The sequence below is a fragment of the Lacipirellulaceae bacterium genome (genome assembly GCA_040218535.1).
Classification (GTDB): Bacteria; Planctomycetota; Planctomycetia; order Pirellulales; family Lacipirellulaceae; genus Adhaeretor.
In genome coordinates, this window is sequence record JAVJRG010000005.1 from 853,684 (window position 1) to 878,392 (window position 24,709).

Consider the following 24,709-nt stretch of genomic DNA (forward strand, 5'->3'; position numbering starts at 1 on the left):
CCTAAGCGTATAGCAAGGGTAAGATTGACTTCTTACTGATCAAGCCCGCACCTCTATGCGATCCTTCCCTGCGGCCTAGTACGATATGTCTGAACGACTTTGGTTTCTGAAGCGGTGCGATCTGTTTCAGCGCTTACGACCCGACCAACTTCAACAGGTCGAGCTTCGCAGTCGTGCCCGGGACTTCCCTCGTAATACGCCGATTTATTTGCCGGCTGATCATGCCGATGGCGTGATGCTGCTGGTTCGGGGGAGAGTAAAGATCGGCAGCTTTACGGAGGAAGGAAAGCAGACCATTCTCGCGTTTATCGAACCGGGCGAGCTTTTCGGCGAATTATCGCTGATGGGGGGCGAGGAGCGTGAGGAGTACGCGGAGACGGTCGAGAAGTCGACGATCGTGGCGATTCCTCGAGAGGTAATGCAGGAGTTGATGAGCCAGAACCCGGAAGTGTCACTCGGTGTGACCAAGCTATTCGGATTGCGTCGCCAACGAGTGGAACGTCGGCTGAAGTACTTGCTTTTCCGATCGAATCGCGAGCGACTCGTCCATTTGCTCTTGGAACTCGCTGAAGCCTACGGCAAGCGAACGGCTGAGGGCATCGAGTTGAAGATCAAGCTTTCTCACCAAGATCTGGCAAGCGTCATCGGCAGCACACGCGAGACGGTGACGGTCGTTCTTGGAGAATTGCAAAACGAAGGAAAAATCCAGCTTGGCAGGAGGAAGATTATTCTCACTGAGCTAGCTAGGCTGGCGGAGAGTGTGAACTTGCCTTCGCCGGCCATCGCAGCCACATGATTCAAGCAGAAAAGCCTACTTAGAAAAGTACTGCCGAGATGCCAGATTGTGGGTTGTTTTACAGAGCGAATCTCAGGAAAAGACGATACTACAAGCGTTGGGGTTAAGCACTAGAGAGGCAGCACGCTTGCTTTTCTCCAAGTGAGAGGGTGTTTCACGATGACTAACCAGCCAAGTAATAGCGATGCCAGCAATGAAACTCCCTGGGAGGGTTGCCCCTCAGGGTTGCTGGTGACGATGGCACATGACCTGACCGCTTTGAAGCGAAGGAAGCAGACCCTCCGTGGCGTGACCATTGCCAGCGTCGTGCTGCTAGCTTGCGGGGCGTTGTTTGTCCGATCGCTCCCAAGTGGCCATCGGATCGGGGGAATCGTCTGCGCGGAGTGCAAGCCAAACTTCGTCGCCTATAGCGCTCACTTGGAGGGGAAGTTGCCTCCAGAAGGAGAGCCGCTTAGTCCTGAGTTGCTTGAGCAAATGCGGCAGCACTTGGCCGGGTGCCATCTCTGTCGTGGGAAGTTCTCAGAAATGTATCCGGGACTTCTAAGTCACAAGAGCCACGATAGCCGTGACCTTATCGCTGAGTACTCCATCGCCCTTCAAGCGACGGCCTTCGGGTCAACTCGTACGGATTTTCCTGATCGTCGCTGGTATTAGGTTCGGTTGGACGGGACGGAACCGCTTCTTCGGCGACGGCAAGATAACGCTCGGGCGAATCGAGGAATCGCTGCTTCTCTTTTTCCCCGGCGAGGAGGTAGAGCAATCCTTGGTACTCTGCCAAGTGATGGATGCTGCCCGCCGTTCGCTGGCTCTTTTCCTTGAGCGTGACCGGGCAGAGCCCCAGGCATGCGGGAGCGTACTTCGCGGGCTTATCAGCAAAGATCGTCTTCGCTTCATCGGTGGCAAAGAGATACTTCTGCCCTTGGTGCATCATGCTGTGATCTTCTCGTCCACGGCTCCAGTCGCCGGTATTGAGCAGAGTGACTAGGCAGTATCCTTCAGCCACTAGCGTCGCGGCTGCGGGAATCCTGCGGACAGCGGTCTCTTTCGAAGTCTCTGCGTCGGGTACCTCATCCGTTTGGGTTGTTGGCGATGGAAGGCCAAGCAATCTTTGGTAACGGACTGCGTCAGAGAGGAATTTTCTACGTTGGTGTGTGCCAGCGAAACGGAAACGCCATCCGTTCAGCACGGTCTCCGACTTTTCATTGCCCTGCAATTCCTGCTGAGAATCGATCAAGGTAACTGGGCAGTTTCCTGACGCCGCTAAATCAAGATCGCGGTAGTCATTCGGAGCGGCGTTGAATTGTTCGAGTTGTTCTTGCGTCTTGAAGAAGAACAGCCGATTGTCGTAAACGATTCCGTTCTGCAATTTGCCATGAGTTCTTTGGTTGGTTTCGGCGAGCGAAGCAACGCAATCCCCGCCGAGTACGGGAGCGTACCTCTGAGGGCTTGCGGCGAAGATGGCCAGATTGCGAGAGCTGGAAAAGCGGTAGGTTTGCCCATCGTAAACGGCTTGAAATTGCTCATTCCCTTTTGCCCATGTTCCCTCTTTCACAAGCGAAACGACGCAGTAACCTTTGCAAGCGAGCCTAGTGGGTTGTTTTACGAACGACTTGGGAAGAAAAGGGTTTGGGGCGGCGACCTGGGGTTGGCTTGCTGGCGGCGCCACGGATCGAGAGGTAGTTGGGCGGGTAGCGCTTTGGGAGAAAGCGAGCTGAGGCGCAAGCACGGAAAACAGCAGTATTAGTGACACTGCTTGAACAGTTCTAGCGGGAAGAAAACTCACCGGTCAGTGCACGCTCTCAGGGAGGAATCGAGGCTTGGAGAGTTTACTGCGGCGGGCTTGTGCGAGCGACAGCAGTCACTGGGTGCTAGCGGCTAGATTTCAAGCAAAAAACAGTGCTATGGCCGACGGTATGGCCTGCGAAGCTATGCGGACTTCAGCAGACCAGGGTTGGGGTTGGGGATCTCCGTCGACCATAGCACCTGGAGGGCGAAAGGGCACTCGTCCCTCTTATTTCAATACTAGGCGGTCGATTCGGAGCGTTCTGTATGCTGGGATACACTCGAAACGCTGCTGTTGGGAACGCCCTTCGTGGAGTTCCGAGTTTTATCTCAGGACACGGAACTCCACGAAGGGCGTTCCCTAGAGATTCTTCTGCCTACTGACCGACCAGCTAATATAAAGAGCGATCAGAAGCGGCCCGAACTCAAACCAGGGCACTACAAAGTAGAAAAAGTACTCGCCGTTGTAGGGCGTTTGGGCCACTCGAGATTCGGCATAGTGAGTTTCAAACCAGAAACGAAGATAGTACAGCAACGCCAGCGCAGCGGTAGCGTGCCAGGCGCGATAGCGGGCGAAGGGGAGCAACGGAATAGCCCAGCACCAGTACCAAGGATTCTGAGCCGGGAAGAGCAACCAGAACCAGGCGATACTGAGAAAGGCGGCTCGCACCACGTTTTCCCTCTCACCGTTTGGCCGTGCAGCGCGCCAGGCAAGCACGCAAGCGATCGTCAGCGTCACGAGGCCGGTCACGAGCCGAGCCAGTTCGAACGAGAGCGGGCCGTTCTCCTTAGGCCGTGGGTTGCCGGCGTTCCCCAGCTTGATCAGCCAGTATTGATCGAGAATTTCGTTCGACCACGAGTCTGGAATGAAAGAGAACCAGGGCGTTTTCTCAGGGGCGATCATCGCTTGCGGCATTAGATTCTCGCGAACGACCATAAACAGCAGGTCGTTCATCTCCCAGCGGCGAAGGAAAGCCGAGATGCCATCCTTGGATTCTACCGACGCGTCGAGCTTAGATGCTATTTGGGGAGAAAGGAATGCAATAGAAAAGGTACCACAGATTGCAATGCCGATAAAAAGCCGTTCCCAGCTGAAGCGTCGTAGCCACACTGCTGCGAATAAGGGAGCGAGCACAATCGGATAGAGCTTTGCGCCCACTGCCAAAGCGAGCAAGATCGCTGAAACAATCGTTTGCTCGTTCTCTGAGTTAGCCGAACTCTCATTTTTGAAACGCCATTGAGCTACTAGCGCCCAGACAGCGGCTGTGCAGAAGAAGATAGCAATCGAGTCGAGGTGCCCGCCGTTGGCGATTTCCTTCAGTATCAATGGACACCAACCGTAGCAGAGACTCCAACCGAGATGCCGACCGCAGGACTTCAGCAGAGCCATTACTAGCAATAGCGTCGCCAGGTCAAAAGCTGTCAGGAACGCCTTCATGATCGTGACGCGCAGCAGAGCGGAAGAGTTATCCGGTGTTACCAAAGCCGCCGCCGCGAAGACCACTTGGCTAACGAGGGGGTAGGGGGAAGTATGGTCTTCGTAGTGAATGGTCCGCAGGCTCGCATCAAGTGAATCGCTACTCCTGCTCAGCTTGACGAGGCTCGCAAGTACTTCATCATTGACGTCCAATTGTGGCTTAGCCGCGTCAATCACCACTTCGGGGGCATAACGATAAGGGCTCACGCCCTCAGCCAAAACAGCCCCGTCCCAGATATAGCGGTGATAGTCGATCTCAAGGATCGGCGTCGAGGGGACGACGATGGCACGAAAGATCGCCGACGAAAGGAGAATACCCAAGCAAAGGTTTCTGCCCGAGGGCAAACGCAGCACAATCCAGAGTGCGATCCAGTGGACGGCAAAAAGTCCAGCCAGCAGTGCAATGACGGTGAGCGTTGGCTGCTGATCGGCCTCAACTTCGGGGCGATAGAAGTGGCTGAGCCTATTGAGCCACCAGTAACCGCCACAGCTAATCAGCGTGAGAACGAGAAGGAGCGAACCTCGTTGTGCAATGCCTGCTGAAGTTTGCCGATGATCGGGAGCGTCGTTCATGACGATGTTCGCTCAGCAATTTCCAGTGAATCGGATTGGCCGGTTGTGGCTTTCGAGGTTCTCCTCGGCATCGCATACTTCGCTATCGTGACCAGGATCTTTGCCCCTGCAAACAGGCAGCCCTTTAGGGTGCCAGTAATCTTGCTCTGACCAATTCGGCAGCGGTAAGAAACGGGTACTTCTGAGATACGGAGCTTCGCTTGAGCCGCTTTGATCTGCATTTCGATGGTCCACCCAAAGCCGACGTCGTCCGTTTGAAGTTGGCGGAGGGCTTGATACCCAATAGCACGAAACGGCCCCAAGTCGGTGTAGCGCACGCCAAACAAGAACCGCATCAGCGTACACGCAAGCCAGTTTCCGTAGCGGCTCTGCGGCGGCAACGCGCCTGGTTCTCGGTGGCCTGTGGTACGCGAGCCGATTACCAGGTCTGCCTCGTCGTTGAGGATGGGATCGACCAACAAGGGTAGTTCTTCAGGGTGATCGCTGAAATCGGCATCAATGAATGCCACGACTTGTGGCGTAGCGATTTTGCCGCTGGAGATAAGTTCCTCCAAAGCAGCCAGCCCTGCCAAGCAAGCCGACCCGTAGCCTCTGCGGGGTTCAGGGGTGACCGTGGCACCCGCGGAGCGTGCTCGTTCCGCCGTCTTATCAGTCGACCCATTGTCGGCCACGATCACACGTCCAACAGCGGGCAAGTCGCGCAGCACCAAAGGCAAGGATTGCTCCTCGTTGAGTGCTGGTATGACGACCACGACGCTCGCGTAGTCTTGCGTGCTGATAGTAGATTGCAGTGACAACTCGTTCTTGCTCCGATACCGTGCAGCGTAACGTGTGATGCGAGGGTAAGCAATCGACACGATCAACTCCTTACGGTCCGAAGCGGATCGTTATCTGGTGCCACTTCCCGCAGGAGACGGCGCTGACGCAGGTTCGGAATAACCGCTGTAAGGAGCAAGGGATTCTCCCGGGTAGTCGGATCGCTGGGGCGAGGACGGAAGACTGCAAGAGCTACCGCTGCAGGAACCGGTACTGCACGAACCGCCTGAGCATTGTCCTACGCCGCATTGTCCGCCCGGGCAGCCTCCTGGGGTGCGACAGCCTCCGACTGTTGCGGCCAGCAGTGTCAACGCCAATGAAATCCGTTTCATCGTAGCCATGGAAATCCTTTCCCGTGGTTGTGTGTTCAGTGAATCTATGCTTGTTTTCGTCCAGCCAAGCTAGGTACTGTGTGAGACAGCTTACCTGTTGTCCGAAGCTTTTGGTTTCTGTTCGTTCAAATCCCAGTCGTAGGGCAAATATCTAATGCGGACGTCCCGGAGTTGGCCCACTTGCTGTGCGTCTTCGGGGAAGTAAGGCGATAGCAGTTGCAGACGCATTTGTTGTGTTTCGCCGAAGTCCTTGGCGAACCAGTCGAGAATGGGAGAAATACGTAGGACACGTGAACTCGCGTCATACTGAAACTTTTCGGAGTCGGCAAAGAACCTGCGTGAGTTACTTGCTAGCTGTTCTTCCAGTTTCTTCGCTGTGTACGCTTCGTTCAGCAACGGAGGACAGCCAATCGAAGCGCAGACGATCGCAAAATGAATCCGGGGCTCTTCCATTTTCCGCAACACTTTGTGTTCGATGTCTTCAAGCGAGTAAGCCTTATTACCCACCACGAGGAGCAGGTCTTCCCAGATGTTGTAACCAATGAGCTTGGCCGTATGTTTACGGATCGATGTGGTCGGGTATTCGCGTAAGATTCCCTTCACGGTGACCGCGTTGTAGGCGTTGATCCAAAGGGCAAGCTTGGCAGGTTTCGTAGCTCGTACTCCAGGATTGCAACGGGAAAGGGTCTGCAAGTACAGATCAAGCAACTGCTGATCCTGCAGATCACGCTTCCAGCCGCGATAATTGACCATGCCTTGCTTGTCGACGTACTTCCGAAGCAGGCGATCCCACGCCGTGTGGTCGATCTGGTCGGCGGAAACTAGTTCAGCAGACGGATGCTTTTGACCAACGGTCCAGCGGTCAGCAGCACTCGATGTGGCAGTGAAGAAATACAATGCCGCTAGACTAAGATAGAGGAGAGGTCGCAACGATCTTTTCCATTTCAGCATGCCAAATTCCCAGGGATCAAGAAAGAGATCGCGGAATATTAGGAATTTGCCCTCACGGCGTCTGTGAGATCGCTCACGAAGTTCAAGACGGGCTAACGCCTGTCGGCTCGGGAGGTTAGTCCAAGAGTTTCTGGACTTCGGCATCTTCGAGCTGGCCAAGCGCCCGGGGTAGTTTTGGTCCTACTGTTTCCAGGGCTCCGCGGCCCTCTTCCAATCGGGCTTCAACGGCCAAACGCAGCTCAGGAGCATCGATTTCCCATGCTTTCTTCTGTAGTTCTTTGCTGAGAGGCTCTAGGGGTCGCATCACACGAAAACCGACACCACCCGCGGGGAAAATCTCGGTGTACCACCACGGACTGAGGGGAAGATTCGGATCGGAGGCCTTCCACTCCAGGTCGTCCGTGGAAAAGCGAGCGGCAGAACGGAGTGCGGCAGGGTCGTCGAGCCAACTTCCGCCCCGGACTACTCGCGGAAATTGCTTCGCGGGCCATTGAATCGCTTGTTGAGAAGTTGCGCCTTCGAGCTTGGCTAGCTTCTCGTAAGTATCAGCAGCGTATTCGTCGAGCACGATCTCGGCAACGTTGCCATGCATGTCGTGCAAGCCCCAGGGGTTTGCTTTCTTCTTGCCAACTGGCTGGCTGCGGTCGTCGCTGTTTTCAACGAACCAACCGTAGCTTCCGATGTCCTCGGCTGAATCGCCGAAGGAGTAAGCACTCGTCGAGCCGGCACGGGCGGCGTACTCCCATTCCACCTCGCTGGGAAGGCGGTAGGTTTGACCGGCAACTAAGCTGAGCCACTTGGTGTACTGTCTGGCTGCGTAGGGGGTCATGGTAACCGCGGGCAAGTCGGGGTCTTCGCCCGACTCGTAGGTCACCTCGGGATAATACAAAGGAGTAGGGCTTGTTACGGCATCGACTTCTTCAGGCGTGGACTGGACCAGCTCTTGCAAAGCCTTTGTTCGCTCAAGCGTCTTCTTCGCTTGCTTGTCTGTTTTCAGTTGCGTGCGAAGAGTCGCTACCTGTTTAAACTTGTCGTAAAGACTCATGAATTGGCGATACTCGGCCCAGGTGACTTCCGTCTTAGCCATCCAGAAGGGTGGAACCTCGATTTCGACCTGCGGCCCTTCGTCATCGCCACGGTTCGCCTCCGACTCGGAGCTACCCAGCAAAAAGGTTCCCCCAGGGATGGGGACCATCTCGAACTTCACATCGCTACCTGGAATGGTGACCACATAAGGCACCATGTACCCGTGGTCACTCTCGACGAACACGCCGTCGGCAGGTTTCGTCTTCTGCAGCCCGAGGATTGTTGGCTGATCGTTAGCCGTCTCAGCGGTGGTTACGGCTACTTCTTCGGTGCTTTCTTTTGACGCTGATACCTGCTCGGCTTCATCCGTTTTAGCGTTTGCCGGTTCGTTACCCAACGAAAAGGGAACAAGGAAGGAGCAAGCAGCAGAGACTACCAGGACGCAAAGCGAGCGCAACTTCATAGAAAAACCAGAATCCCGAAGATCGAATGTAGGCAGGGTCAGTTGATGGGGAGTGATCGCCTAGACGATGCTCGTTTTCCCGGGGATAGGAACCGGATACTTCCCATTCTTGTTTGGAGTGACCGGGGGGGTATCGTCATAGGAATGAAACTGATCGACCGGCGAAACCACGATCTCAGATGCGAGCGCATCTTTCATTTTGATGTGCTTGCCGGAGTAGGTCGCCATCCGTCCGAGGATTGCCGTCATGGTGCTCATGGCGCCGTAGTCTCCTTCATTGGGGACTTTACCAGCACGAAGAGCAGCAAACAGGTCGTGATGTTCTTGCTGATGTCCGCCACGACCACCGCGACCAAACTTCCAGATTGACTTGCCGTCGGGGCCGTAAAGTTCGCCCTTCGCGACATCTGCACTGCCCTTCGTTCCCTGCACCGTCTCGCCCACGCTACTCCAGCAACCGGGGATGTGACGGCACTGACTAAACATCTGCGAGCCATCTTCGTAGGTGAACTCGACGAAGTGATGGTCGAAGATCTGGCCGTGATCGACACCGTCGCGGAACTCGCGACCTCCCATGCCTTGGGCACTGACTGGGAAAGAATCCTTGATCCAGTTGATCACGTCGATGTTGTGAATGTGTTGCTCGACGATATGATCTCCGCAGAGCCAGTTGAAGTAGTACCAGTTCTGCATCTGGTAGGCCATCTCCGATTGGTCGGGCTTGCGAGGGCGGACCCAGACGCCGCCACCGTTCCATAAAGCTCGCGCGGAAACGATATCGCCAATTTGTTTGTCCTCGCGGATACGTTTCACCGTATCGATGTAAGCTTTCTCATGTCGTCGTTGCAGTCCGACGGCAACGGCCAGATTCTTTTCCTTGGCAATCTTGTTGTTGTCCAACACGCGTCGCACGCCGGCGGCATCGACGGCGACCGGTTTCTCCATGAAGATGTGCTTGCCGGCTTTGACGGCTGCTTCAAAGTGCAGAGGCCGAAAGCCAGGAGGCGTGGCGAGGATTACCAGATCGCAATCACTTTCCAAGACCTTCTTGTAGCCATCGAAACCCAAAAACTGCCGTTCCTTAGGCACATCGATTTTGTCACCGTAACTGCTGAGCTGTTTCATGCACTGCTTCAGACGACTTTCGAAAGCATCGCAAACAGCGACAAGCTTGGTAGGCCCTTCGGTATTCATCGCTTGAGCGGCAGCACTCGAACCGCGACCACCTGCTCCGATGAGGCCAATCTTGATCTCGTCCTTCCCACCTGGATGGGCCGCTCGCACGATTCCCGCAGAACTGGCTAACGCTCCAGTTGCTGCTAACGCTCCTGTCGTCTGAAGAAACTTGCGTCGAGAACTCGCCGGTTTTTGATCACTTGAATTGCCCATTTTCTTACTCCTTGGAGTTCCTTGAATCGGCTGCTTATATTGGTTGAATTATCTACCTTCGACATGCGTCGGTAGAAAGTAGTCGCACAAACCGTTCTGTAGAGGTTGCAATACTAGGAAGCTTATTATAGTCGTGTTGCGAGTCCTGGTCACGCACCCCCACGAAAGAACCTGAAGAGGCTTTGCTGAACTGGGAAAACCACTGATTCACTGCTATTTATCGATATCTGAGTGACCCCAGAGCAGCGGGTTACGCCTCTGTCGACGTGGTTGGTGCGTCCATCACCCAGTTAATGAAAGTTCTCCGCATGAAACGAATTCACATCCTCGGTCGAAAGAATCATGGCAAGACAACCCTTATTGTCCGCTTGATCAAGAAGCTTGCTGAACTGGGCTACAAGGTCGGAGCTATCAAGCACACTCACCACGCTCATCAGTTGGACGTACCTGGGAAGGATTCCCATCGATTCGGCGAAGCTGGAGCGGCAGGCGTGGGGATTCTTTCTCGCGATCAAAGTGCCTTTTTCTGGCCGCGTAATGCTAGTGACGAAAATGCAGGCGACGACCTTGATCAGTACGCACAGTTTTCTGAGATGTTCGCCTCTTGCGACTTCGTTCTCGTCGAGGGTGATACTCAGACGGACGGGAAGAAAATCGAAGTCTGGCGAGCTGAAGTCGGCAGCGAACCTTTGGCAAAAGAAGACGCAAGCATCGTGGCGGTCGTGTCTGACGATGCCCCGGAGGTCGATTGTCCCATTTGGTCGCGCTCAAATCTTGACGAACTTATCAAAAACCTCTTGGGCGTTTTGAAATAAGTGTCACAAACCTCCGAAAGACGACAGACACATGCTTGGTCTGGCCCTATAGTGGTCGGTATTGGCGAGGTATTGTTCGACTGTTTCGATGATAGGAAAGTGTTGGGCGGAGCACCGGTCAACTTTGCTTTTCACGCGAATCAACTCTTGCGAGTCACGGGAGGCCGCGGCGTTCCAGTGAGTCGCGTGGGCACGGATTATCTCGGGCAGCAGTTACTCGCCGAGCTAACCGCCCGCGGTCTGGCGACGGATTACATTCAGTCCGACCCGCAGCTTGCCACCGGCAGCGTTGTGGTGACAGTTGATTCCCAGGGTCAGCCTGAGTATGAGATTTCTCAGAACGCAGCCTGGGATGCGCTAGAAAGCACGCCGGACTTTTTGCAACTCGCCAAGCGTTGCGACGCCGTCTGCTTCGGGACACTCGCGCAACGCTCTCCTCAAAGCCGCGCTGCCATCCAAGAATTTCTCGCCATTGCAGAGAACGCGCTGCGCGTCTTCGACTTGAATTTGCGACAAGCGTTTTATGACGTGCAAATCATCGAAGACGGTTTGCAACGAGCCAACGTCGTGAAGCTGAACGAGGAAGAGCTCGACGAGGTTTGGCGGCTGCTCGATTTCAAGACAGCCGAAGATCAAGCTGTCGACGCCAAAGTGTTTTACCTTTGCCAGCAATATCAACTGCAGGCCTTGGCTCTCACGCGTGGTTCACAGGGGACGCTCCTGTTCGCCGAAAACGAGCGTTTTGTAGGAGCCCCCGGCAACTACGCCCCGGTTGAAAATGCCGACAGCGTCGGAGCCGGCGATGCGTGTTGCGCAGCGATGGTTGTCGGGCTGCTGCACAAGCGACCGATGGAGCAGGTGTTGAGCTTGGCGAACGAAGTGGGGGCGTATGTGGCGTCGCAGTCAGGGGCGACGCCGGAGTTGCCGGAGGCGACTCTCGAAAGAGCTTGACTTGACACTTAGCACCTTACGCATGCGGAGCAGAAAGCGTAAACGGGGGCACGCCGCGGCTCTTCGCTTGGAACGGATTGCTACCGTAGAATGGTTTGCAGCAGTGGTCGCTAGCGGATGTCCCTGCTCTTCTGCAGAATCGTTACCAGTTGTACCTCCGAGTTCGTCATGAATCCAACAACACGCCTAACACTTACAGGCTTTCTTGCATCATTGATCCTTTTTGCGACGACCTATTCCATGGCCAAAGACCAGACAACTTCGAAGCCAGTTCGACTGGGTGTTGTTGGCCTCGTACACACGCACGTCCACGCGATCTTGGGTCGTCCTGACCGTGGCGATGTCGAGATTGTTGGGATTGCAGAGCCGAACACGGAGCTTGCCGAGCGGTATGCCAAGCAGCATGGCTATGGAATGGATTTGGTCTATCCCAGCTTGGAGGAAATGGTCGAGGCGACACAGCCGGACGCGGTGGCGGCGTTCAACACGATTCATGGCCATCTTGAGGTCGTCCGGGTTTGTGCGCCTCGCGGCATCCACGTGATGGTTGAAAAGCCGTTGGCCGTTTGCCTTGCCCATGCCCGCGACATGGCGGAACTTGCCAGGAAGCACAATATTCTGCTGCTGACGAATTACGAAACCACCTGGTACGCCTCGAATGCTAAAGCGCTGAAATTGGTTCGTGAGCAAGCTCTGGGAAAGCTGCGGAAAGTGGTCGTCCACGATGGGCACCCCGGTCCGAAAGAGATCGGCGTCAATGTAGAGTTTCTGGAGTGGCTCGTCGATCCCGAACTTAACGGCGGTGGGGCGTTGCCGGACTTCGGCTGCTACGGTGCGAATCTAGTTTCGCAGTTGATGGATAATGAGCGACCGCTCTCGGTCACGGCGATCACCCAGCAGTTCAAGCCTGATGTTTATCCAGACGTCGAGGATGAAGCGACAATTCTCATCCGTTATCCAAAAATGATCGGGATCGTCCAAGCCTCTTGGAATTGGCCTTTCCCACGGAAAGATATGGAGATTTACGGTGAGACGGGCCAAGTGATATGCGTTGATGGCAGTCGTCTGCGTGTGCGATTTAACGATGATGCGAAAGAGCGAGAGATCACCGCCCCGAGGATCCCGTCACCTCGCGACGATCCGTTTTCGCTGCTAGCCGCTGCGGTACGTGGTAAGGTTGAAATTCAACCCACCGACCTCTCCTCGTTGGAAAACAATCTGCTCGTAATGGAAATCCTGGAAGCAGCGAAACAGTCTGCGGAGGAGGGAAGAACCATTGAGCTTGACTAAAGCGGTACAGATGCTGGAAAAGCGGCAATCTGCATTGACTAGTTGTGGTCTTCGATCCGCGTATTCCAGCAGATGGTACTTTGCGGAATCGGATGCTCACGGATTCTCAGGTGTGCGTTCTTCTTTCGGTTCCCAACGCAGCGCGGCAATCAGTGCTTCGCCGTACCGTTGCCACAGTTCGTCGGGGTCTTCGCTTTCGTCCTTCGGCATTTCCAGCGTGATGATCGGTTTGCCTAGCGTCTCGCCGACGAAAGAGCCAAACGAGCCGGGGCGGCCACCCAGTTTCTTGACCTTCAGCGGGCACTTTTCTGCCATGAGCTTCGCCAGCTCCTCGCCAGGGCCGTCGTAGTCGATGCAGTTGACGGGTTGGTGAATACTAATCACACGGCTTGGAAAATACTGGCAGACCACCCGCATCAACACGCGCGACTCCGGTTCGGAGAGTGGCGTGCCGCCGTGCAAGTTGACCTTCTCCCGCTTCCAGTTTCCTGCCGGGAAGTTGCGGTTCAGATCGACGCCACGAACATTGAATCGCTTCTGTGCGGCGAAACCGTCTGGATTCGCCACCGGGACGATTACCACTTGTTTGCCGCGAAGTTCCTGCGGATTTGCTTTCAGCCACGCTTGGAAGGGTTTCATCAGCGGCGTGCCGGCATCTTCGTCACCGTGGATTGTGGCGATCACTAGCAACACATCCGGCCCTTTACCAAAGACGATGCACTCGATCGGACGGCCTTCAACCGATTTGCCGACTTCTATCCTTTTGGGCTCGGTTACAGGAGATGGTTCTGCGACGGCGAACCCTGGGTTAGCGATGGTCACAACGATCGATAGCCAAAGCGGCGCAATGAACGGGCGGGAAGCACTACGGCGAGGCGATGGAATTGAAAACGGCATGGCTGAGCCTGGAGACGTGGCAGGTGAGTTACTATTGAAGCGATGTTGAAAGCCGTGGCAAGTATCTCATAGGCGCACAATATAGCGGAACTCAGCCGGCGGTGCCGTGAATAAGGTTGCCAAGAGATGCAATCTGGCGACAAATCTGGAAGAGCCCACTCTGCGATGACGCGTTTGGCGGAAACGATTCGCACGCGTCGCAAAGCGCGCCTCGCACTCTGCATCAACGGGGTAGTTCAGGTTTGCACGCCGAAGAGAAGCGATTATGAGAAAATCCTACAGAAACAGGGAGACGCGAGTGAACGCGACTCCCTGCAATTGGTAAGTGTGGGCGATGAGGGACTCGAACCCCCGACATCTTCGGTGTAAACGAAGCGCTCTAGCCAACTGAGCTAATCGCCCATGATCTGATTGTTGTGAAGCTCAAACGGGAGCCGGTAGTACGTCTTTCGGCATTCCGCTTCACGCTCTTCAGCAAGTGCATTATTTTACAGGCCTTGCGGTTTGTGTAAAGCCGCCGCTCCCTAAGACGTAATTCTCTCTTTGGATTCGCTTTGATCTCTGCCCCACTACTTGCCGTCCACCTGCTGGCCATGAATTTGGCCTGCGTTTTACCGCTGCATGCGTGCTGGTTGGCTGGTAGAGAGGGGACACCCCAGCAGGCGAACAGGTTCTCGCCGCGGCAGGTGGCATGGCACAGCTTGCTGGCTCTTGTGCTCGGCTGCCTGTTGGGTGGATTGCAGTACTGGTTGGGGGAGGATTCTTTACGTGAGGCATGGAGCCGTCTGCCGGCACGTGCTTACAGGTTCGCACTCAGCGAACTCGCGTTTTCGGCAGCTTGCATCGGTTGGCTGATGTTCCTCTTCCCACCAATCTCTGGCGGTATTGAGCTTACTAGGAAGCGGTCAGCACTTGCTTGGATATTGGCGGTTTTGAGTTCATCGAATCTGCTGTATCACTTTCCTTCTCTGATGTCAGTGCTGGGGAAGCTGACAGCGAATCCGTCTTGGTCGCGACTTGAGCAGCTACCTCGGAAAGAACTCTTATTGTTGATGAAGCAACCTGACATCTTGGCGATCAGCGTTCACTTCGCGATGGCTTCAGTAGCGGTCGCGTTAGTTTACGTCCTGTGGTTGTTTGCAAGTGAGTGGTCACACGAAGACTTGCAGCACTCCGGCAGAATGCTCGCGGGGGTGGCTTTGCTGATTAGCCTGTTGCAGTTTGGCGTGGGTGTCTGGCTGTTGGCAAGTCTGCCGGCTGAGTCGCGTGATCGTCTCCTCGGCGGAGACATGATTGCGGCGATCGCGTTCGGTGGCGGAATCTTCAGCACGCTCCTTCTTTGTGGCAGCCTGGCGAACATCGCCTTGGGAAAGGTCACGCAAGCTGATTCCCGCAAAGCAGCGATGTGGACCGTTGTGACCGTTTTATTGATGACAGTTGCTCTGAAAGGGATTCGTTCCGCTAAGGCAACGGTGGAACAAAAAGAGCCGCGGCAGAAAACTGCCACGGCTCGTTTGGTCAGTTAGTTATTCGAAGCGACTATTCCTCTTTCTTGTCGCTGCCCTTCTTGTCGTCCTTGATCGGCTTTTTCTCTTCGGCTTCTCGCGCTTTGATTTCTTCCTCGGTAGGTTCTTTCTGAGAATCTTCGAGTTTTCCGTTCGGGAGTTTGCCCTTGGCGATCAATTCAGCGTAAGTGGGGCTTTTTTCGTCTTTAGGGTTCGACTTCATCTTCCCGACGACATCGAACGCTTGCATGATCTGCTTGGCAACTTTCTCATCCTTGTACTTCTTATGTTCTTTCTTATCGAGGATTCGTGCCAGCTGAACGCCATAGTCGTTGCGGTTTTTCTTCTTCTTGCCTTGGTGGCACGTGAAGCACTTTGCTTTTTTCTCGAGAAGCTCTTTGTACTCGGCTTGCTTTTCATCGCTCGCATACTTTTTGATGTAAAGCTTCTGGAAGCCCGGCAATGCCTGGGCACTTTCCAATGTTGCGAACAGCACCAAAGTAGCGAGAGCGAAACCAACGAAACGAGGCATAGAGAATTCTCCTGAGATAAACGTTTTGAGTGACTAGGAGGGCGGAGATATATGAGAGACAACCGCCTTGCGGCGAAGGCAATCTCTCGGCGGGGCGTACTCAGCAGGGGCATTTGCTTGCTGAGTCCTTACTAATAATAGAACTAGCCTGAAGATGAGTGTCAATCATGACTGACTCATCCAGAAAGTCTCAATTTTCAGCAAATTCTCTTATTCAAACGCGGGCCGCTGGTTGAATTCGATGCCCTCAGCCGATCTGTCGAGGGGATCCATAGAATCAAAATTCGTGATCGGGCTGATTACCTCCTCTTTGTCCGAATCATTCTTATCAACGATTGTTATCGTTGCAGGGTCAAACAGTACTTCCTCTACATCTTCGCGGTTATTGAGTTTTGGCTGATCGACTTCAGTATCAGAAAAGCTGTTTCTGAGAGCAGTATCCGTTGGAACGGCTTCGTTTTCCTTTGCCAAGTTGAGCGTGTTGATTTCCGGTGCTAGTTCTGAGCTTCCTGAATTCTCGGCAGGTACAGATTCTCTCGGCAGAGCGCTGACCTTTTCTTGGGTCGTTACTCGCAACGGAGCAAAGGGAGTATCTGTCGAGTTAGAATTCGACGGGCCGCTGAGCAATGGAATCGCAAGCAACAATGCGCCCAGTGGAATCAGCCACGGTAAATGATTTCGCAGCGGTGAGACCGACGGAGGCTTATTCCAACTGACAGGCCCTAAGGGGTGTGTGACGGTGCTTCCCAGCTCTTGCAGAATCAGGCGAATTTGCTGAGCTAACTGCGCGGGATGTTGCTGGCGTTGGGCGGGAGACTTTGCCAGCATGGTGCGTACGAGCACGTTGACCGAATCAGGGATGTCGTGACGGAAGCTTCTCAAGTCAGGTGGTGTTTCTGTCTGATGAAGCATCAGCTTCTCAACCATCGTGCCGTCAGCGAACGGAGCGCGACCGGCGATCATGTAGAAAAGCGTGCAGCCGAGCGAATAAATGTCGCTGCGCGCGTCGGCGGTCCGCGGGTCACGGGCCTGTTCGGGGGAGATGTAATCAAAGGTCCCCAGCGTCATCCCAGTCGCAGTTAAATCATTGTCTTCGGTGCCGAGCTGCTTCAACCGTGCTAGGCCCATGTCGACAAGCTTGGTCTGTCCTTCGGACGTGATGAGGATATTCGATGGCTTAATGTCGCGATGCACAACGTCACGATCAGCAGCGTGGGCCAGTGCGTGAGCCAATTGGTAGGTGTAGTGCAAGGCATCGTTGACGGAGAGGATACCACGTTGCGAAACCAAGTCGCGCAGGTTCACCCCGTCGATGAACTCAAAGACGATATAAGACAGTCCGCGCGCTTGATTGACCTCGTACACCCGAGCGATGTTCGGATGGTCGAGCCGGGCGGCTGACTGGGCTTCGACCATGAAGCGTCGTTCGAGTTCTTCGGTGCTGACTCGCTGCGAGGCCACCACCTTCACGGCGACGGTCCGGTCTAGCCGCGCGTCGTATGCCTTGAAGACCACCCCCATGCCACCGCCGCCGACAAACTCTTGTAGCAAGAAATGCCCAAGTGTTTCGCCTTTGAGTGCATGGGCGAGCTCTCGCGAGGTGATCCCCGAGGGATACTGCTCGGGCGAAAGAGAAGATGTCGGCGTGAGGACCGTGACTTCAGAGTCTTGGTTACCGCTCAGGGAACTGGGACTCGCAGGGGTGTGAGTGTCGGTGATCGAAGATCCCTGAGACGGCTGCACAGTCCGCGATGAATTCGAAGGCGACGGAGTCGGGGATTTCATGACAATCGTCGCTTGGAAAAGAATGCTGCGGAGGTTGCTTTCGTACCTTCTATTCTAGTTGATGGTCGATAGGGGTCAATTTTGATCCGCCAGAGCCGACAGGCGTCAGCCGTCGGGTTTGAAGCTCGCAACATGCTACGAGACCCGACGGCTGACGCCTGTCGGCTCGGGATGCTACTTCAGTGTCGGCAAGTAGGGGGGGAATTACCCCATGTGCTGAACGATCGCTTCGCCGAACTCGCTGCATTTCACGAGCGTGGCACCTTCCATCAGACGCTCGAAGTCGTACGTGACGGTTTTCGCGCCAATTGCACCGTTGATGCCTTTAATGATTAGATCAGCGGCCTCGCTCCAGCCGAGGTGGCGGAGCATCATTTCGCCGGAGAGAATTACCGAGCCAGGGTTCACCTTGTCTTGGCCGGCGTACTTCGGAGCGGTCCCGTGGGTGGCTTCGAAGATGGCATGGCCGGTGTCGTAGTTGATGTTACCACCTGGAGCGATGCCGATGCCGCCGACACACGCGGCCAGAGCATCAGAGATATAGTCGCCGTTGAGGTTGAGCGTGGCGATCACGTCGTACTCGGCGGGGCGGGTGAGAATCTGTTGCAGCATGGCGTCGGCGATCACGTCTTTGACGATAATCTCTTTGCCGCTCTTGGGTGACTTGAATGAGCACCAAGGCCCGCCGTCGAGTTCCGTTGCTCCAAAGTGGTCTTTCGCACACTGGTAACCCCAATCGCGGAAGGCACCTTCGGTGAACTTCATGATGTTGCCCTTGTGAACGAGGGTGACGCTCTCGCGATCGTTATCAATGGCGTATTGGATCGCCGCTTTCGTCAGGCGGGCGGTTCCCTCTTTGCTGACCGGCTTGATGCCGATGCCGACGGAGTCAGGGAAGCGTACTTTTTTCCAACGCTCGGGGAACGTTTGGCTGAAGCCCTGCTTGAACTTCTCCAGGTCTTCGCTGCCCGCTTCGAACTCGATGCCCGCGTAGATGTCTTCGGAGTTCTCGCGGAAGATCACCATGTCGGTCAGCTCGGGTTGCTTGACCGGCGAAGGAACGCCTTGGAAGTACTGCACCGGGCGGAGGCAGGTATAAAGGTCAAGGATCTGCCGCAGTGCTACGTTCAAGGAACGGATGCCGCCACCAACTGGCGTAGTGAGCGGGCCTTTGATGCCGACCAAGTATTGACGAAATGCATCGAGCGTCGCATCGGGGAGCCACTCTCCGGTCTGGTCGAACGCCTTCTGCCCGGCAAGTACCTCGTGCCACTGGATCTGCCGCTCGTCGCCATAGGCTTTTTCGACTGCTGAGTCGAAAACCTTCTGGCTAGCAACCCAGATGTCAGGGCCGATGCCATCGCCTTCGATGAAAGGAACAATTGGGTGGCTGGGAACGGTAAGCGTTCCGTCCTGCATGGTGATAGGCTCGGCAGTGGCGCTTGGCATGGTGGTGCTTCCTGAATATGTCTGGAGTGGTGAGAGCTTGCGAAGCTGTCTATTGTCGGATTCTGCCCAAAGGTGGTCAATGGGCGAGAGGTCAACTATAGAACGGCTACGAAATTGCGAGCGGCTCTACTTCACGGTAAGATGATTCCCTCCACTTCAACTCCCTCCCTCTCTGTTCCCAGGGGCACTTCATGTTCGACGATCCGCAATTCTCTCGCCGCGGGGTACTCGCCACCGGTGCTGCCGCCCTCGCGGGATTTGCTTTACCTACCCAAGCTCAGGAGTCAGTAGCCGTGTCGCAGTCCGCCGATGAACCACTTTTCAAGATTTCCCTCGCTGAGTGGTCTCTGCACAATGCCTTTGGCCGAGACGGCAAAGACAACCTGAGGTTCCCCTGGATCGCAAAGAAGCTCTGCGGCATCGATGCGATTGAGTACGTGACGGCCTTCTTCAAGAATCAGGCTGAAGACAAGAAGTATCTGACTGAATTGAAGGTCCGCTGCGACGACCTGGGCGTGAAAAGCCTGTTGATTATGGTCGACGGGGAAGGGCACCTGGGCGACCCCAACGAGGCAAAGCGAGCCAAAGCGGTCGACAATCACAAAAAATGGGTCGAGGCAGCGAAGTTCCTCGGTTGCCATTCGATTCGCGTGAACGCCCATTCCAGCGGGTCGCGACAGGAACAGATGAAATTGGCCGCTGACGGTTTGCGAAGCTTGACCGAATGGGCCGCACCACATGAGATCAACGTCATCGTCGAGAATCACGGTGGCCTCTCCAGCGATGGGGATTGGCTCTCCGGCGTCATGAAACTCGTCGATCTGCCAGGCTGCGGCACACTGCCCGATTTCGGCAATTTTCGCATCCAGGGCGACCAATGGTACGACCGCTATAAGGGGGTTACCCAGCTTATGCCGTTCGCCAAGGCTGTGAGCGCCAAATCCCACGAATTCGACGCCGAGGGGAACGAGACAAAGTCAGACTACTACAAGCTGATGAAGATCGTCCTCGACGCTGGCTACCGGGGCTACGTTGGCATCGAGTGGGAAGGCGGCAAACCGAGCGAAATCGAAGGCATCATGCTGACCAAGCACTTGCTTGAGAAGGTCCGCGAAAAACTGTCGGCCTAACTCGACAGGCGCTGGCTTCCACTGGACTTCTTTTTTCCATCTCTAGAGCCGCCAGGCGTCAGCCGGTGGGTGGTACTCTCTCACGCTGCCACCCGCCGGCTGACGCCTGGCGGCTCTTTCTCTGTTTGCATGGAACAGGATCTTTAGCTCTTTTTAGGCCTGGACACTTGGTTTTCTGGGATTTGGCCCCTGCCTAAAAAGTGTGCAGGCCGGCGAAATCCCGGCGAGGCAGCCCGTGCACAAAAATAGGCAGGCGGCAGGGAATGCCGTAAGTGCTGTCACTGCAAGTACCTAGGTGATGCACTTTGACCGCTATCAATCATTGGGGAAACGCTTCGGGTTGCAGAGCCGTTCTGACAGACGCCCGGCTCGAAGTGCCCCTCACCCGCTGATCATGTAAGGAGACTTCAGCCATGCTCACCCAATCGAAGGAAAAGTATCAGGAAGTTCTGCAAGTCGCAGAGAAGCTCAGTCGCCAAAGTCCCGATTGGGTTACCTTCTTCCGCGAAGTGCTTGGGGTTGAGGGCATCGTCCGCACGGCCTTCCCTTCTCACGACGCCCTCACTGAATTCGAGCAGAGCGAAGAATACGACGCCATCCAGCAGATGCTGGTCAAGCTCCGCGAGAAGCGGGCATCCGCAGATGCCGACAACGAGCCGACCCGCGTGATCACCGTCCGCCTGCCTAAGAGCATGCATGAGTATCTGCGCACCGAGGCCCACGACCTGCGGACCAGCATGAACAAGCTGTGCATCTCGAAGCTGCTGCAAGTGATCGACGAAGCAAAGATCCCCAACGAGCGAAGCAGCAGCACGCCCGCTCCCCGAGCCACGACCCCCGAGCCCACCACCAACGGTGCCCCCGTGGCCAAGCCGGCTTCGCAATTGGGCGATTTCACCCAACCGATCCCTCAGCAGTCGCCACCGCCTTATAAGCCGAATCAGACTCGGTTTTAGAGGTTGATTAGCAAAATTAATGAGCTAGGCCGGGGTGCTGAAGCACCCCGGCCTGTTGTCATTCGGTTCCGCAGCTTACTGCCTAGATGAGCGGTTCAAGACGAAGATCGTCCCGCACTCATAGCAGTTCTCGCTGAGGCGTCGGCAGCGGATCACCTCCAGCGTATAGCAACGATTGTCTTTGAGTCGAAGCCAAACGTGTTCTCTTGGGAAAAGCTGGACAGGCGAAATGAGCCCCATGCCGATGCGCGAGCAGTCTCTCATATAGCAAGCATGCGTTTCCAGCTTGCGTTCCATGATTGCTTGGCAACGCAAGTAGTGTCGTTCGTAGGCCCGCTTGGTGTGCGCTGTTTGGGTCGGGCCTGACTTGCCAAAGAACTCGTCCGGCGTCGTTGGTAAGATAGCTTTCGAGGGGAGGCTCTCCCATAAGTCGCTTATCTCTGTTGCATCGCTGAGCTCCAGCACTTTACGTACTCCTGGTCAAATTGTGCCCCTGCTTTGCTACTAAGAAAATCAAGTGTTTCGTTACAACTCATCGGGTTGCGGTAAGGTCGGTTGCCGGTCAGTGCATCAAACACATCAACGACGGCCAGCATCTTGGCCCACGGATGAATTTCATCCCCCATGATTCCCACGGGATAGCCTTGGCCATTGAGATGTTCATGGTGTTGGTAAGTCATCATGAGTTGGCCATCAACTAAATCCTCGCGTTGGCACAGCTCTTCGTACCCCCGTTGTGGGTGCTCTTGAATGGTGTCCCATTCATCTGGTGTGAGTGGCTCAGTCTTATTGAGAATCGAGCGAGGAATATGGCGTTTGCCCAGGTCATGCAAGAGTCCGCCGATAGCCAGCTGCTCTAACTCATTGGGGTCGCTAATCCCTAATTCCTTAGCAAGTAGGGTAACATAGCCCGCAACATTAGTGACATGAACGAAGGTGTGATGATCATGCCGAACAATGTCGAACAGATCTGCTGGCAACACCTGATTCTCATTCACCAAGCGTGCAATCTGGCGACCAATTGATTGGGTCTGCGCCACATACGTGTTGCTGTTCATCATGCAGAGCGACTGCTCAATTTCCAGCGACACAGCACATTGCAACAACTCGTATCGCTCGGTAGCTGGCAGCCTGTCAAGCTCAAGGCAGTCTTCCAGGGAATTGACAAACGCTTTGCTGAACTCCATGTAGTCGCGGCTGCGAACGAACAGCGCGTCGTGACATTCGTCGGCGAGGCCATTGGCACGATCTCGGGACAGTGGGTATCCAGCATCTCGATACAGCACGGGCGGTTCCATGACGTCGTGCTGCAGAAAGAGATCAACACAGATCGTATCGAGCGCCCGCAAGATGCAATTCGGGACGCTGACGAACTCATCCGTCGGAGAAATTGTTGGTGGGGCTAGGGCCATTATTATCCGTCAAGAGTGTGGCCACGAATGCAATGATTGACTCGTTGCTGAAACTTAGTTTCATCCTTTCAGGGGGCAAGCGTTCGAGTGCAGAATTCAGCCCTAGAGATGTGGTTCCAGGAAGTCGAATGCAGGAAAGTACGGAAGGTATGGGAAGTAACGGCATTAGGGATTCTGCTTGCCAGAGCCTCGATTAGGCTCGTTCCGTTTTCTGGTAAAGCAGAAACAAAAAAAGGCCGTCCCGCTAACGCGGCACGGCCTAAGAGTCTCAAAGTTTTCTAACCAACCCTACGGCTTAAAGTAGTCCGGGTTGTCTTTGCTGAAGTCGAGGTCGGTGAAGCCGTTGTTGATCTTCAGGTTCACGTACGTGTAAGCCTCTTCCAGCGGGGGTTGTTCGCCTGGCTTCTCGGGCCACAGGTACGCGGCGTAGCGGATGGGGATCTTTAGTTCGTTGTCGATGTAGACCTGTGCTTTATGGAAGCGGAAAGTCTTCGGGCGGGGCACGGGGTGGGTGACTTCGATCAACGTCACAGGGCGTTTGTTGCCCTTGGGGCCAACGGCGGTTTGGGCGGTGCGGACGTCGCACTCGCCGTACTTAACGTCGTTGCTGGCGACGGTGATCAACTCATTAGTCAGCTCACGGATGCCGAGCTTGGTGATCGGGTACTTCTGGCCGCTCATGGCGAGCTTGCCATTGGGGTCGAGTGAGAAGACTCCCAAGCGTTTCTTGAAGCCGCAATCGCGAGCGTTTAACTTGCCGATCGAGCCATCGGGGTTCTGGCTGTAAACCACCTCGCGGCCTTTGTTCTGCTTGGAAAGGAAGAACATGTAGACGCCGAACGGTTGATGGCGGACCTTCACGAAAGCGACTTCCTGATCTAATAACTCGCCATCGATGCGTTCCTGCTTGTACATGATCGCCGAGTAGTCTTTGATGTTCTGGTCGATGTCCGCCAGGCTTTGCTGCGCGAGACGCAACGAAGGCATCAAAGGATGCTGGCCGGGGATTGGGTCAAGATTCAACCCTGCCGACGTGGTTGTCGCCGGGACGATCCGCGAGGCAACTTTCGCTGCAGGCTCTTCGTTGGCGACGAGCTGAATGTGCTGATCCTGAATGGCTTGCTCATTGGCAACCCGGTAGATCGGTTCCGTCAGATTAGGAGTCGATTGGGCGTGAACGCTCAAGGCTGCGGCTGCGAGCAGGGCAGGTGTCGCTAGGAGTGTTGCCAAACGCGAATAATTGACGGTAGGGAAAAGATACTTCATAGGACTCGACTCTCCCAGTTAGGGATGCACGTGCGGGATCTCTTAGGAACGCCTACCAGTGGTGGCTATCGTTGGTGTATCGCCTGCTACAGACGAAACAATGAAAATTTTCGCTTCGATGCCGAGAGGCAACCCAACGCGGGAATTCTCGCCGACTGATAAACTTGGGCCAGTTCGTGTAAACTACCAGCCTAGGCGTTTCACTTACGTTTTGCGAGCATGTTCAGTTCGGGCGAGTTTTCGCCTGGTCTGAGCCGGTTACTAGCAAAATCGCGGCGAATCGTACTGTTTTGCCCAGGAACTGAAAAGACGGAATTCATGGCCGAGAATACTTCGACTCAACAAGAAGCTAGCAACCCAGACTCTAACAACTTAGGGGCTTCAAACGACCAGTCGCCTCTGAAGTTTCTCGTGGTGACTTCACAGCTGTTCGAAGAGAACTGCTACATCGTCCACCGCGAAGCTAGCACAGCTTGCGTGGTAGTGGATCCTGGGCTGGAGCCAGACCGCATCATCACAGTCATCGAAGAGGCGGGGCTGGAGCCGGAGGCGATTCTGCTCACGCACGGCCACGCAGATCACATCGCTGGTAATGCCGGTTTGCTCGAGCGTTGGCCCGGTCTGCCGTTGATCGTTGGCAAAGGGGACGCGACGAAGTTGCTCGACCCAGTAACGAATCTTTCGGAAGGATTCGGCCTCGGCTTCACCAGCCCTCCAGCAACGGGAACGGTCCGCGAAGGTGATACGCTCAGCTATGCAGGCATAGCTTTTGAAGTGCTCGATACACCGGGGCATAGCAGCGGGCACGTCGTGTTCGTTGCGAGGGATTCCCAGCAAGTGCTGATTCTCGGTGGCGATGTGCTGTTCGCAGGAAGCGTCGGACGGACTGACTTCCCCGACAGCGACCCGGCGGCGCTGTTTTATTCGATTCGCGAGAAGCTCTACAAGCTTCCCGACGAAGCGTTAGTTCTTCCAGGCCATGGACCCACAACAACAATTGGTCGCGAGAAGCGAACCAATCCGTTCGTTGGTGCAGTAGAGTGAAGCTTCTCTGAGCCGCCAGGCGTAAGCCGGCGGGTTGCACTCTCTGACGCTTCAACCCGAGAGCTTACGCTT

21 protein-coding genes and 1 tRNA gene are annotated in these 24,709 nt (G+C 55.2%); 9 read left to right on the top strand and 13 right to left on the bottom strand.

The features are described 5' to 3' along the window. Window positions 1–85 precede the first annotated feature (85 nt). Window positions 86–796 carry a Crp/Fnr family transcriptional regulator gene (locus tag RIB44_03635; protein ID MEQ8615665.1) on the top strand — a complete coding sequence of 237 codons (711 nt, stop codon included), beginning with the start codon at window positions 86–88 and terminating at the stop codon, window positions 794–796. A 159-nt stretch (window positions 797–955) separates the two neighbouring features. Next, complete coding sequence (locus RIB44_03640; protein MEQ8615666.1) at window positions 956–1,450, top strand: hypothetical protein; 495 nt, start codon at window positions 956–958, stop codon at window positions 1,448–1,450. On the opposite strand, the gene RIB44_03645 is transcribed toward RIB44_03640, so the two are convergent. From RIB44_03645 to RIB44_03670, 6 genes are all read right to left on the bottom strand, one after another. Beyond that, a complete protein-coding gene (locus RIB44_03645; GenBank protein ID MEQ8615667.1) occupies window positions 1,368–2,462 on the bottom strand; it encodes a hypothetical protein in 1,095 nt (364 codons plus the stop codon). The two genes, RIB44_03640 and RIB44_03645, sit on opposite strands and share 83 nt — an antisense overlap. 477 nt (window positions 2,463–2,939) lie before the next feature. Continuing rightward, window positions 2,940–4,628, bottom strand: coding sequence for a hypothetical protein (locus RIB44_03650; GenBank protein MEQ8615668.1), 1,689 nt, complete (start codon window positions 4,626–4,628; stop codon window positions 2,940–2,942). After that, complete coding sequence (locus RIB44_03655) at window positions 4,625–5,485, bottom strand: glycosyltransferase family 2 protein (GenBank protein ID MEQ8615669.1); 861 nt, start codon at window positions 5,483–5,485, stop codon at window positions 4,625–4,627. The genes RIB44_03650 and RIB44_03655 overlap by 4 nt, the downstream gene beginning before the upstream one ends. A 381-nt stretch (window positions 5,486–5,866) precedes the next feature. Further along, window positions 5,867–6,706, bottom strand: a complete 840-nt coding sequence (locus tag RIB44_03660; GenBank protein ID MEQ8615670.1) for a DUF547 domain-containing protein — start codon at window positions 6,704–6,706, stop codon at window positions 5,867–5,869. Window positions 6,707–6,842: 136 nt separating this feature from the next. Beyond that, window positions 6,843–8,150: an SUMF1/EgtB/PvdO family nonheme iron enzyme gene (locus tag RIB44_03665; GenBank protein MEQ8615671.1), complete on the bottom strand. Its 1,308-nt coding sequence runs from the start codon at window positions 8,148–8,150 to the stop codon at window positions 6,843–6,845. A 126-nt stretch (window positions 8,151–8,276) separates the two neighbouring features. Beyond that, window positions 8,277–9,605, bottom strand: a complete 1,329-nt coding sequence (locus RIB44_03670; GenBank protein ID MEQ8615672.1) for a Gfo/Idh/MocA family oxidoreductase — start codon at window positions 9,603–9,605, stop codon at window positions 8,277–8,279. Window positions 9,606–9,913: 308 nt separating this feature from the next. Here RIB44_03670 and mobB point away from each other — a divergent pair, with 308 nt between their 5' ends. The 3 genes from mobB to RIB44_03685 all read left to right on the top strand — a co-directional run bounded on the left by mobB (window position 9,914) and on the right by RIB44_03685 (window position 12,661). Next, window positions 9,914–10,420 carry a molybdopterin-guanine dinucleotide biosynthesis protein B gene (gene mobB / locus RIB44_03675; GenBank protein MEQ8615673.1) on the top strand — a complete coding sequence of 169 codons (507 nt, stop codon included), beginning with the start codon at window positions 9,914–9,916 and terminating at the stop codon, window positions 10,418–10,420. Further along, window positions 10,421–11,371: a carbohydrate kinase gene (locus RIB44_03680; GenBank protein MEQ8615674.1), complete on the top strand. Its 951-nt coding sequence runs from the start codon at window positions 10,421–10,423 to the stop codon at window positions 11,369–11,371. Between the two features lie 168 nt (window positions 11,372–11,539). Beyond that, complete coding sequence (locus tag RIB44_03685; GenBank protein ID MEQ8615675.1) at window positions 11,540–12,661, top strand: Gfo/Idh/MocA family oxidoreductase; 1,122 nt, start codon at window positions 11,540–11,542, stop codon at window positions 12,659–12,661. 96 nt (window positions 12,662–12,757) lie between these two features. Here RIB44_03685 and RIB44_03690 read toward each other — a convergent pair whose 3' ends face one another. Beyond that, window positions 12,758–13,558 (bottom strand): DUF2817 domain-containing protein, encoded by an 801-nt coding sequence (locus RIB44_03690; GenBank protein ID MEQ8615676.1) that lies wholly within the window; start codon window positions 13,556–13,558, stop codon window positions 12,758–12,760. A gap of 328 nt (window positions 13,559–13,886) precedes the next feature. After that, window positions 13,887–13,960, bottom strand: a tRNA-Val gene (locus tag RIB44_03695). Between the two features lie 152 nt (window positions 13,961–14,112). Here RIB44_03695 and RIB44_03700 point away from each other — a divergent pair. Further along, window positions 14,113–15,084 carry a hypothetical protein gene (locus RIB44_03700; GenBank protein ID MEQ8615677.1) on the top strand — a complete coding sequence of 324 codons (972 nt, stop codon included), beginning with the start codon at window positions 14,113–14,115 and terminating at the stop codon, window positions 15,082–15,084. A gap of 13 nt (window positions 15,085–15,097) precedes the next feature. Here RIB44_03700 and RIB44_03705 read toward each other — a convergent pair whose 3' ends face one another. The 3 genes from RIB44_03705 to icd form a co-directional block, all read right to left on the bottom strand. After that, the gene (locus RIB44_03705) at window positions 15,098–15,595 is read right to left on the bottom strand and encodes a hypothetical protein (protein ID MEQ8615678.1); all 498 of its coding nucleotides are present in this window, start codon (window positions 15,593–15,595) and stop codon (window positions 15,098–15,100) included. Between the two features lie 210 nt (window positions 15,596–15,805). Continuing rightward, window positions 15,806–17,380, bottom strand: coding sequence for a serine/threonine-protein kinase (locus RIB44_03710; GenBank protein ID MEQ8615679.1), 1,575 nt, complete (start codon window positions 17,378–17,380; stop codon window positions 15,806–15,808). Window positions 17,381–17,584: 204 nt separating this feature from the next. After that, a complete protein-coding gene (icd, locus tag RIB44_03715) occupies window positions 17,585–18,829 on the bottom strand; it encodes an NADP-dependent isocitrate dehydrogenase (protein ID MEQ8615680.1) in 1,245 nt (414 codons plus the stop codon). A gap of 191 nt (window positions 18,830–19,020) precedes the next feature. Here icd and RIB44_03720 point away from each other — a divergent pair, with 191 nt between their 5' ends. Further along, the gene (locus RIB44_03720) at window positions 19,021–19,959 is read left to right on the top strand and encodes a sugar phosphate isomerase/epimerase family protein (GenBank protein ID MEQ8615681.1); all 939 of its coding nucleotides are present in this window, start codon (window positions 19,021–19,023) and stop codon (window positions 19,957–19,959) included. A 413-nt stretch (window positions 19,960–20,372) separates the two neighbouring features. Beyond that, window positions 20,373–20,915, top strand: coding sequence for a hypothetical protein (locus tag RIB44_03725; GenBank protein ID MEQ8615682.1), 543 nt, complete (start codon window positions 20,373–20,375; stop codon window positions 20,913–20,915). Window positions 20,916–21,349: 434 nt separating this feature from the next. Here RIB44_03725 and RIB44_03730 read toward each other — a convergent pair whose 3' ends face one another. Together RIB44_03730 and RIB44_03735 are read right to left on the bottom strand one after the other, a co-directional pair. Continuing rightward, window positions 21,350–22,327, bottom strand: coding sequence for an HD domain-containing phosphohydrolase (locus RIB44_03730; protein ID MEQ8615683.1), 978 nt, complete (start codon window positions 22,325–22,327; stop codon window positions 21,350–21,352). 288 nt (window positions 22,328–22,615) lie between these two features. Then, a complete protein-coding gene (locus RIB44_03735; protein MEQ8615684.1) occupies window positions 22,616–23,593 on the bottom strand; it encodes a DUF1571 domain-containing protein in 978 nt (325 codons plus the stop codon). 318 nt (window positions 23,594–23,911) lie between these two features. Here RIB44_03735 and RIB44_03740 point away from each other — a divergent pair, with 318 nt between their 5' ends. Then, window positions 23,912–24,637 (top strand): MBL fold metallo-hydrolase, encoded by a 726-nt coding sequence (locus RIB44_03740; protein ID MEQ8615685.1) that lies wholly within the window; start codon window positions 23,912–23,914, stop codon window positions 24,635–24,637. Window positions 24,638–24,709 lie beyond the last annotated feature (72 nt).

Bases quoted from the DNA above. Each gene is read 5' to 3' on its own strand.
- RIB44_03635 (MEQ8615665.1), top strand. From the start codon at position 86: ATGTCTGAACGACTTTGGTTTCTGAAGCGGTGCGATCTGTTTCAGCGC.
- RIB44_03640 (MEQ8615666.1), top strand. From the start codon at position 956: ATGACTAACCAGCCAAGTAATAGCGATGCCAGCAATGAAACTCCCTGG.
- RIB44_03650 (MEQ8615668.1), bottom strand. From the start codon at position 4,628: ATGAACGACGCTCCCGATCATCGGCAAACTTCAGCAGGCATTGCACAA.
- RIB44_03670 (MEQ8615672.1), bottom strand. From the start codon at position 9,605: ATGGGCAATTCAAGTGATCAAAAACCGGCGAGTTCTCGACGCAAGTTT.
- mobB (MEQ8615673.1), top strand. From the start codon at position 9,914: ATGAAACGAATTCACATCCTCGGTCGAAAGAATCATGGCAAGACAACC.
- RIB44_03685 (MEQ8615675.1), top strand. From the start codon at position 11,540: ATGAATCCAACAACACGCCTAACACTTACAGGCTTTCTTGCATCATTG.
- RIB44_03690 (MEQ8615676.1), bottom strand. From the start codon at position 13,558: ATGCCGTTTTCAATTCCATCGCCTCGCCGTAGTGCTTCCCGCCCGTTC.
- RIB44_03705 (MEQ8615678.1), bottom strand. From the start codon at position 15,595: ATGCCTCGTTTCGTTGGTTTCGCTCTCGCTACTTTGGTGCTGTTCGCA.
- RIB44_03710 (MEQ8615679.1), bottom strand. From the start codon at position 17,380: ATGAAATCCCCGACTCCGTCGCCTTCGAATTCATCGCGGACTGTGCAG.
- icd (MEQ8615680.1), bottom strand. From the start codon at position 18,829: ATGCCAAGCGCCACTGCCGAGCCTATCACCATGCAGGACGGAACGCTT.
- RIB44_03720 (MEQ8615681.1), top strand. From the start codon at position 19,021: ATGTTCGACGATCCGCAATTCTCTCGCCGCGGGGTACTCGCCACCGGT.
- RIB44_03725 (MEQ8615682.1), top strand. From the start codon at position 20,373: ATGCTCACCCAATCGAAGGAAAAGTATCAGGAAGTTCTGCAAGTCGCA.
- RIB44_03730 (MEQ8615683.1), bottom strand. From the start codon at position 22,327: ATGGCCCTAGCCCCACCAACAATTTCTCCGACGGATGAGTTCGTCAGC.
- RIB44_03735 (MEQ8615684.1), bottom strand. From the start codon at position 23,593: ATGAAGTATCTTTTCCCTACCGTCAATTATTCGCGTTTGGCAACACTC.
- RIB44_03740 (MEQ8615685.1), top strand. From the start codon at position 23,912: ATGGCCGAGAATACTTCGACTCAACAAGAAGCTAGCAACCCAGACTCT.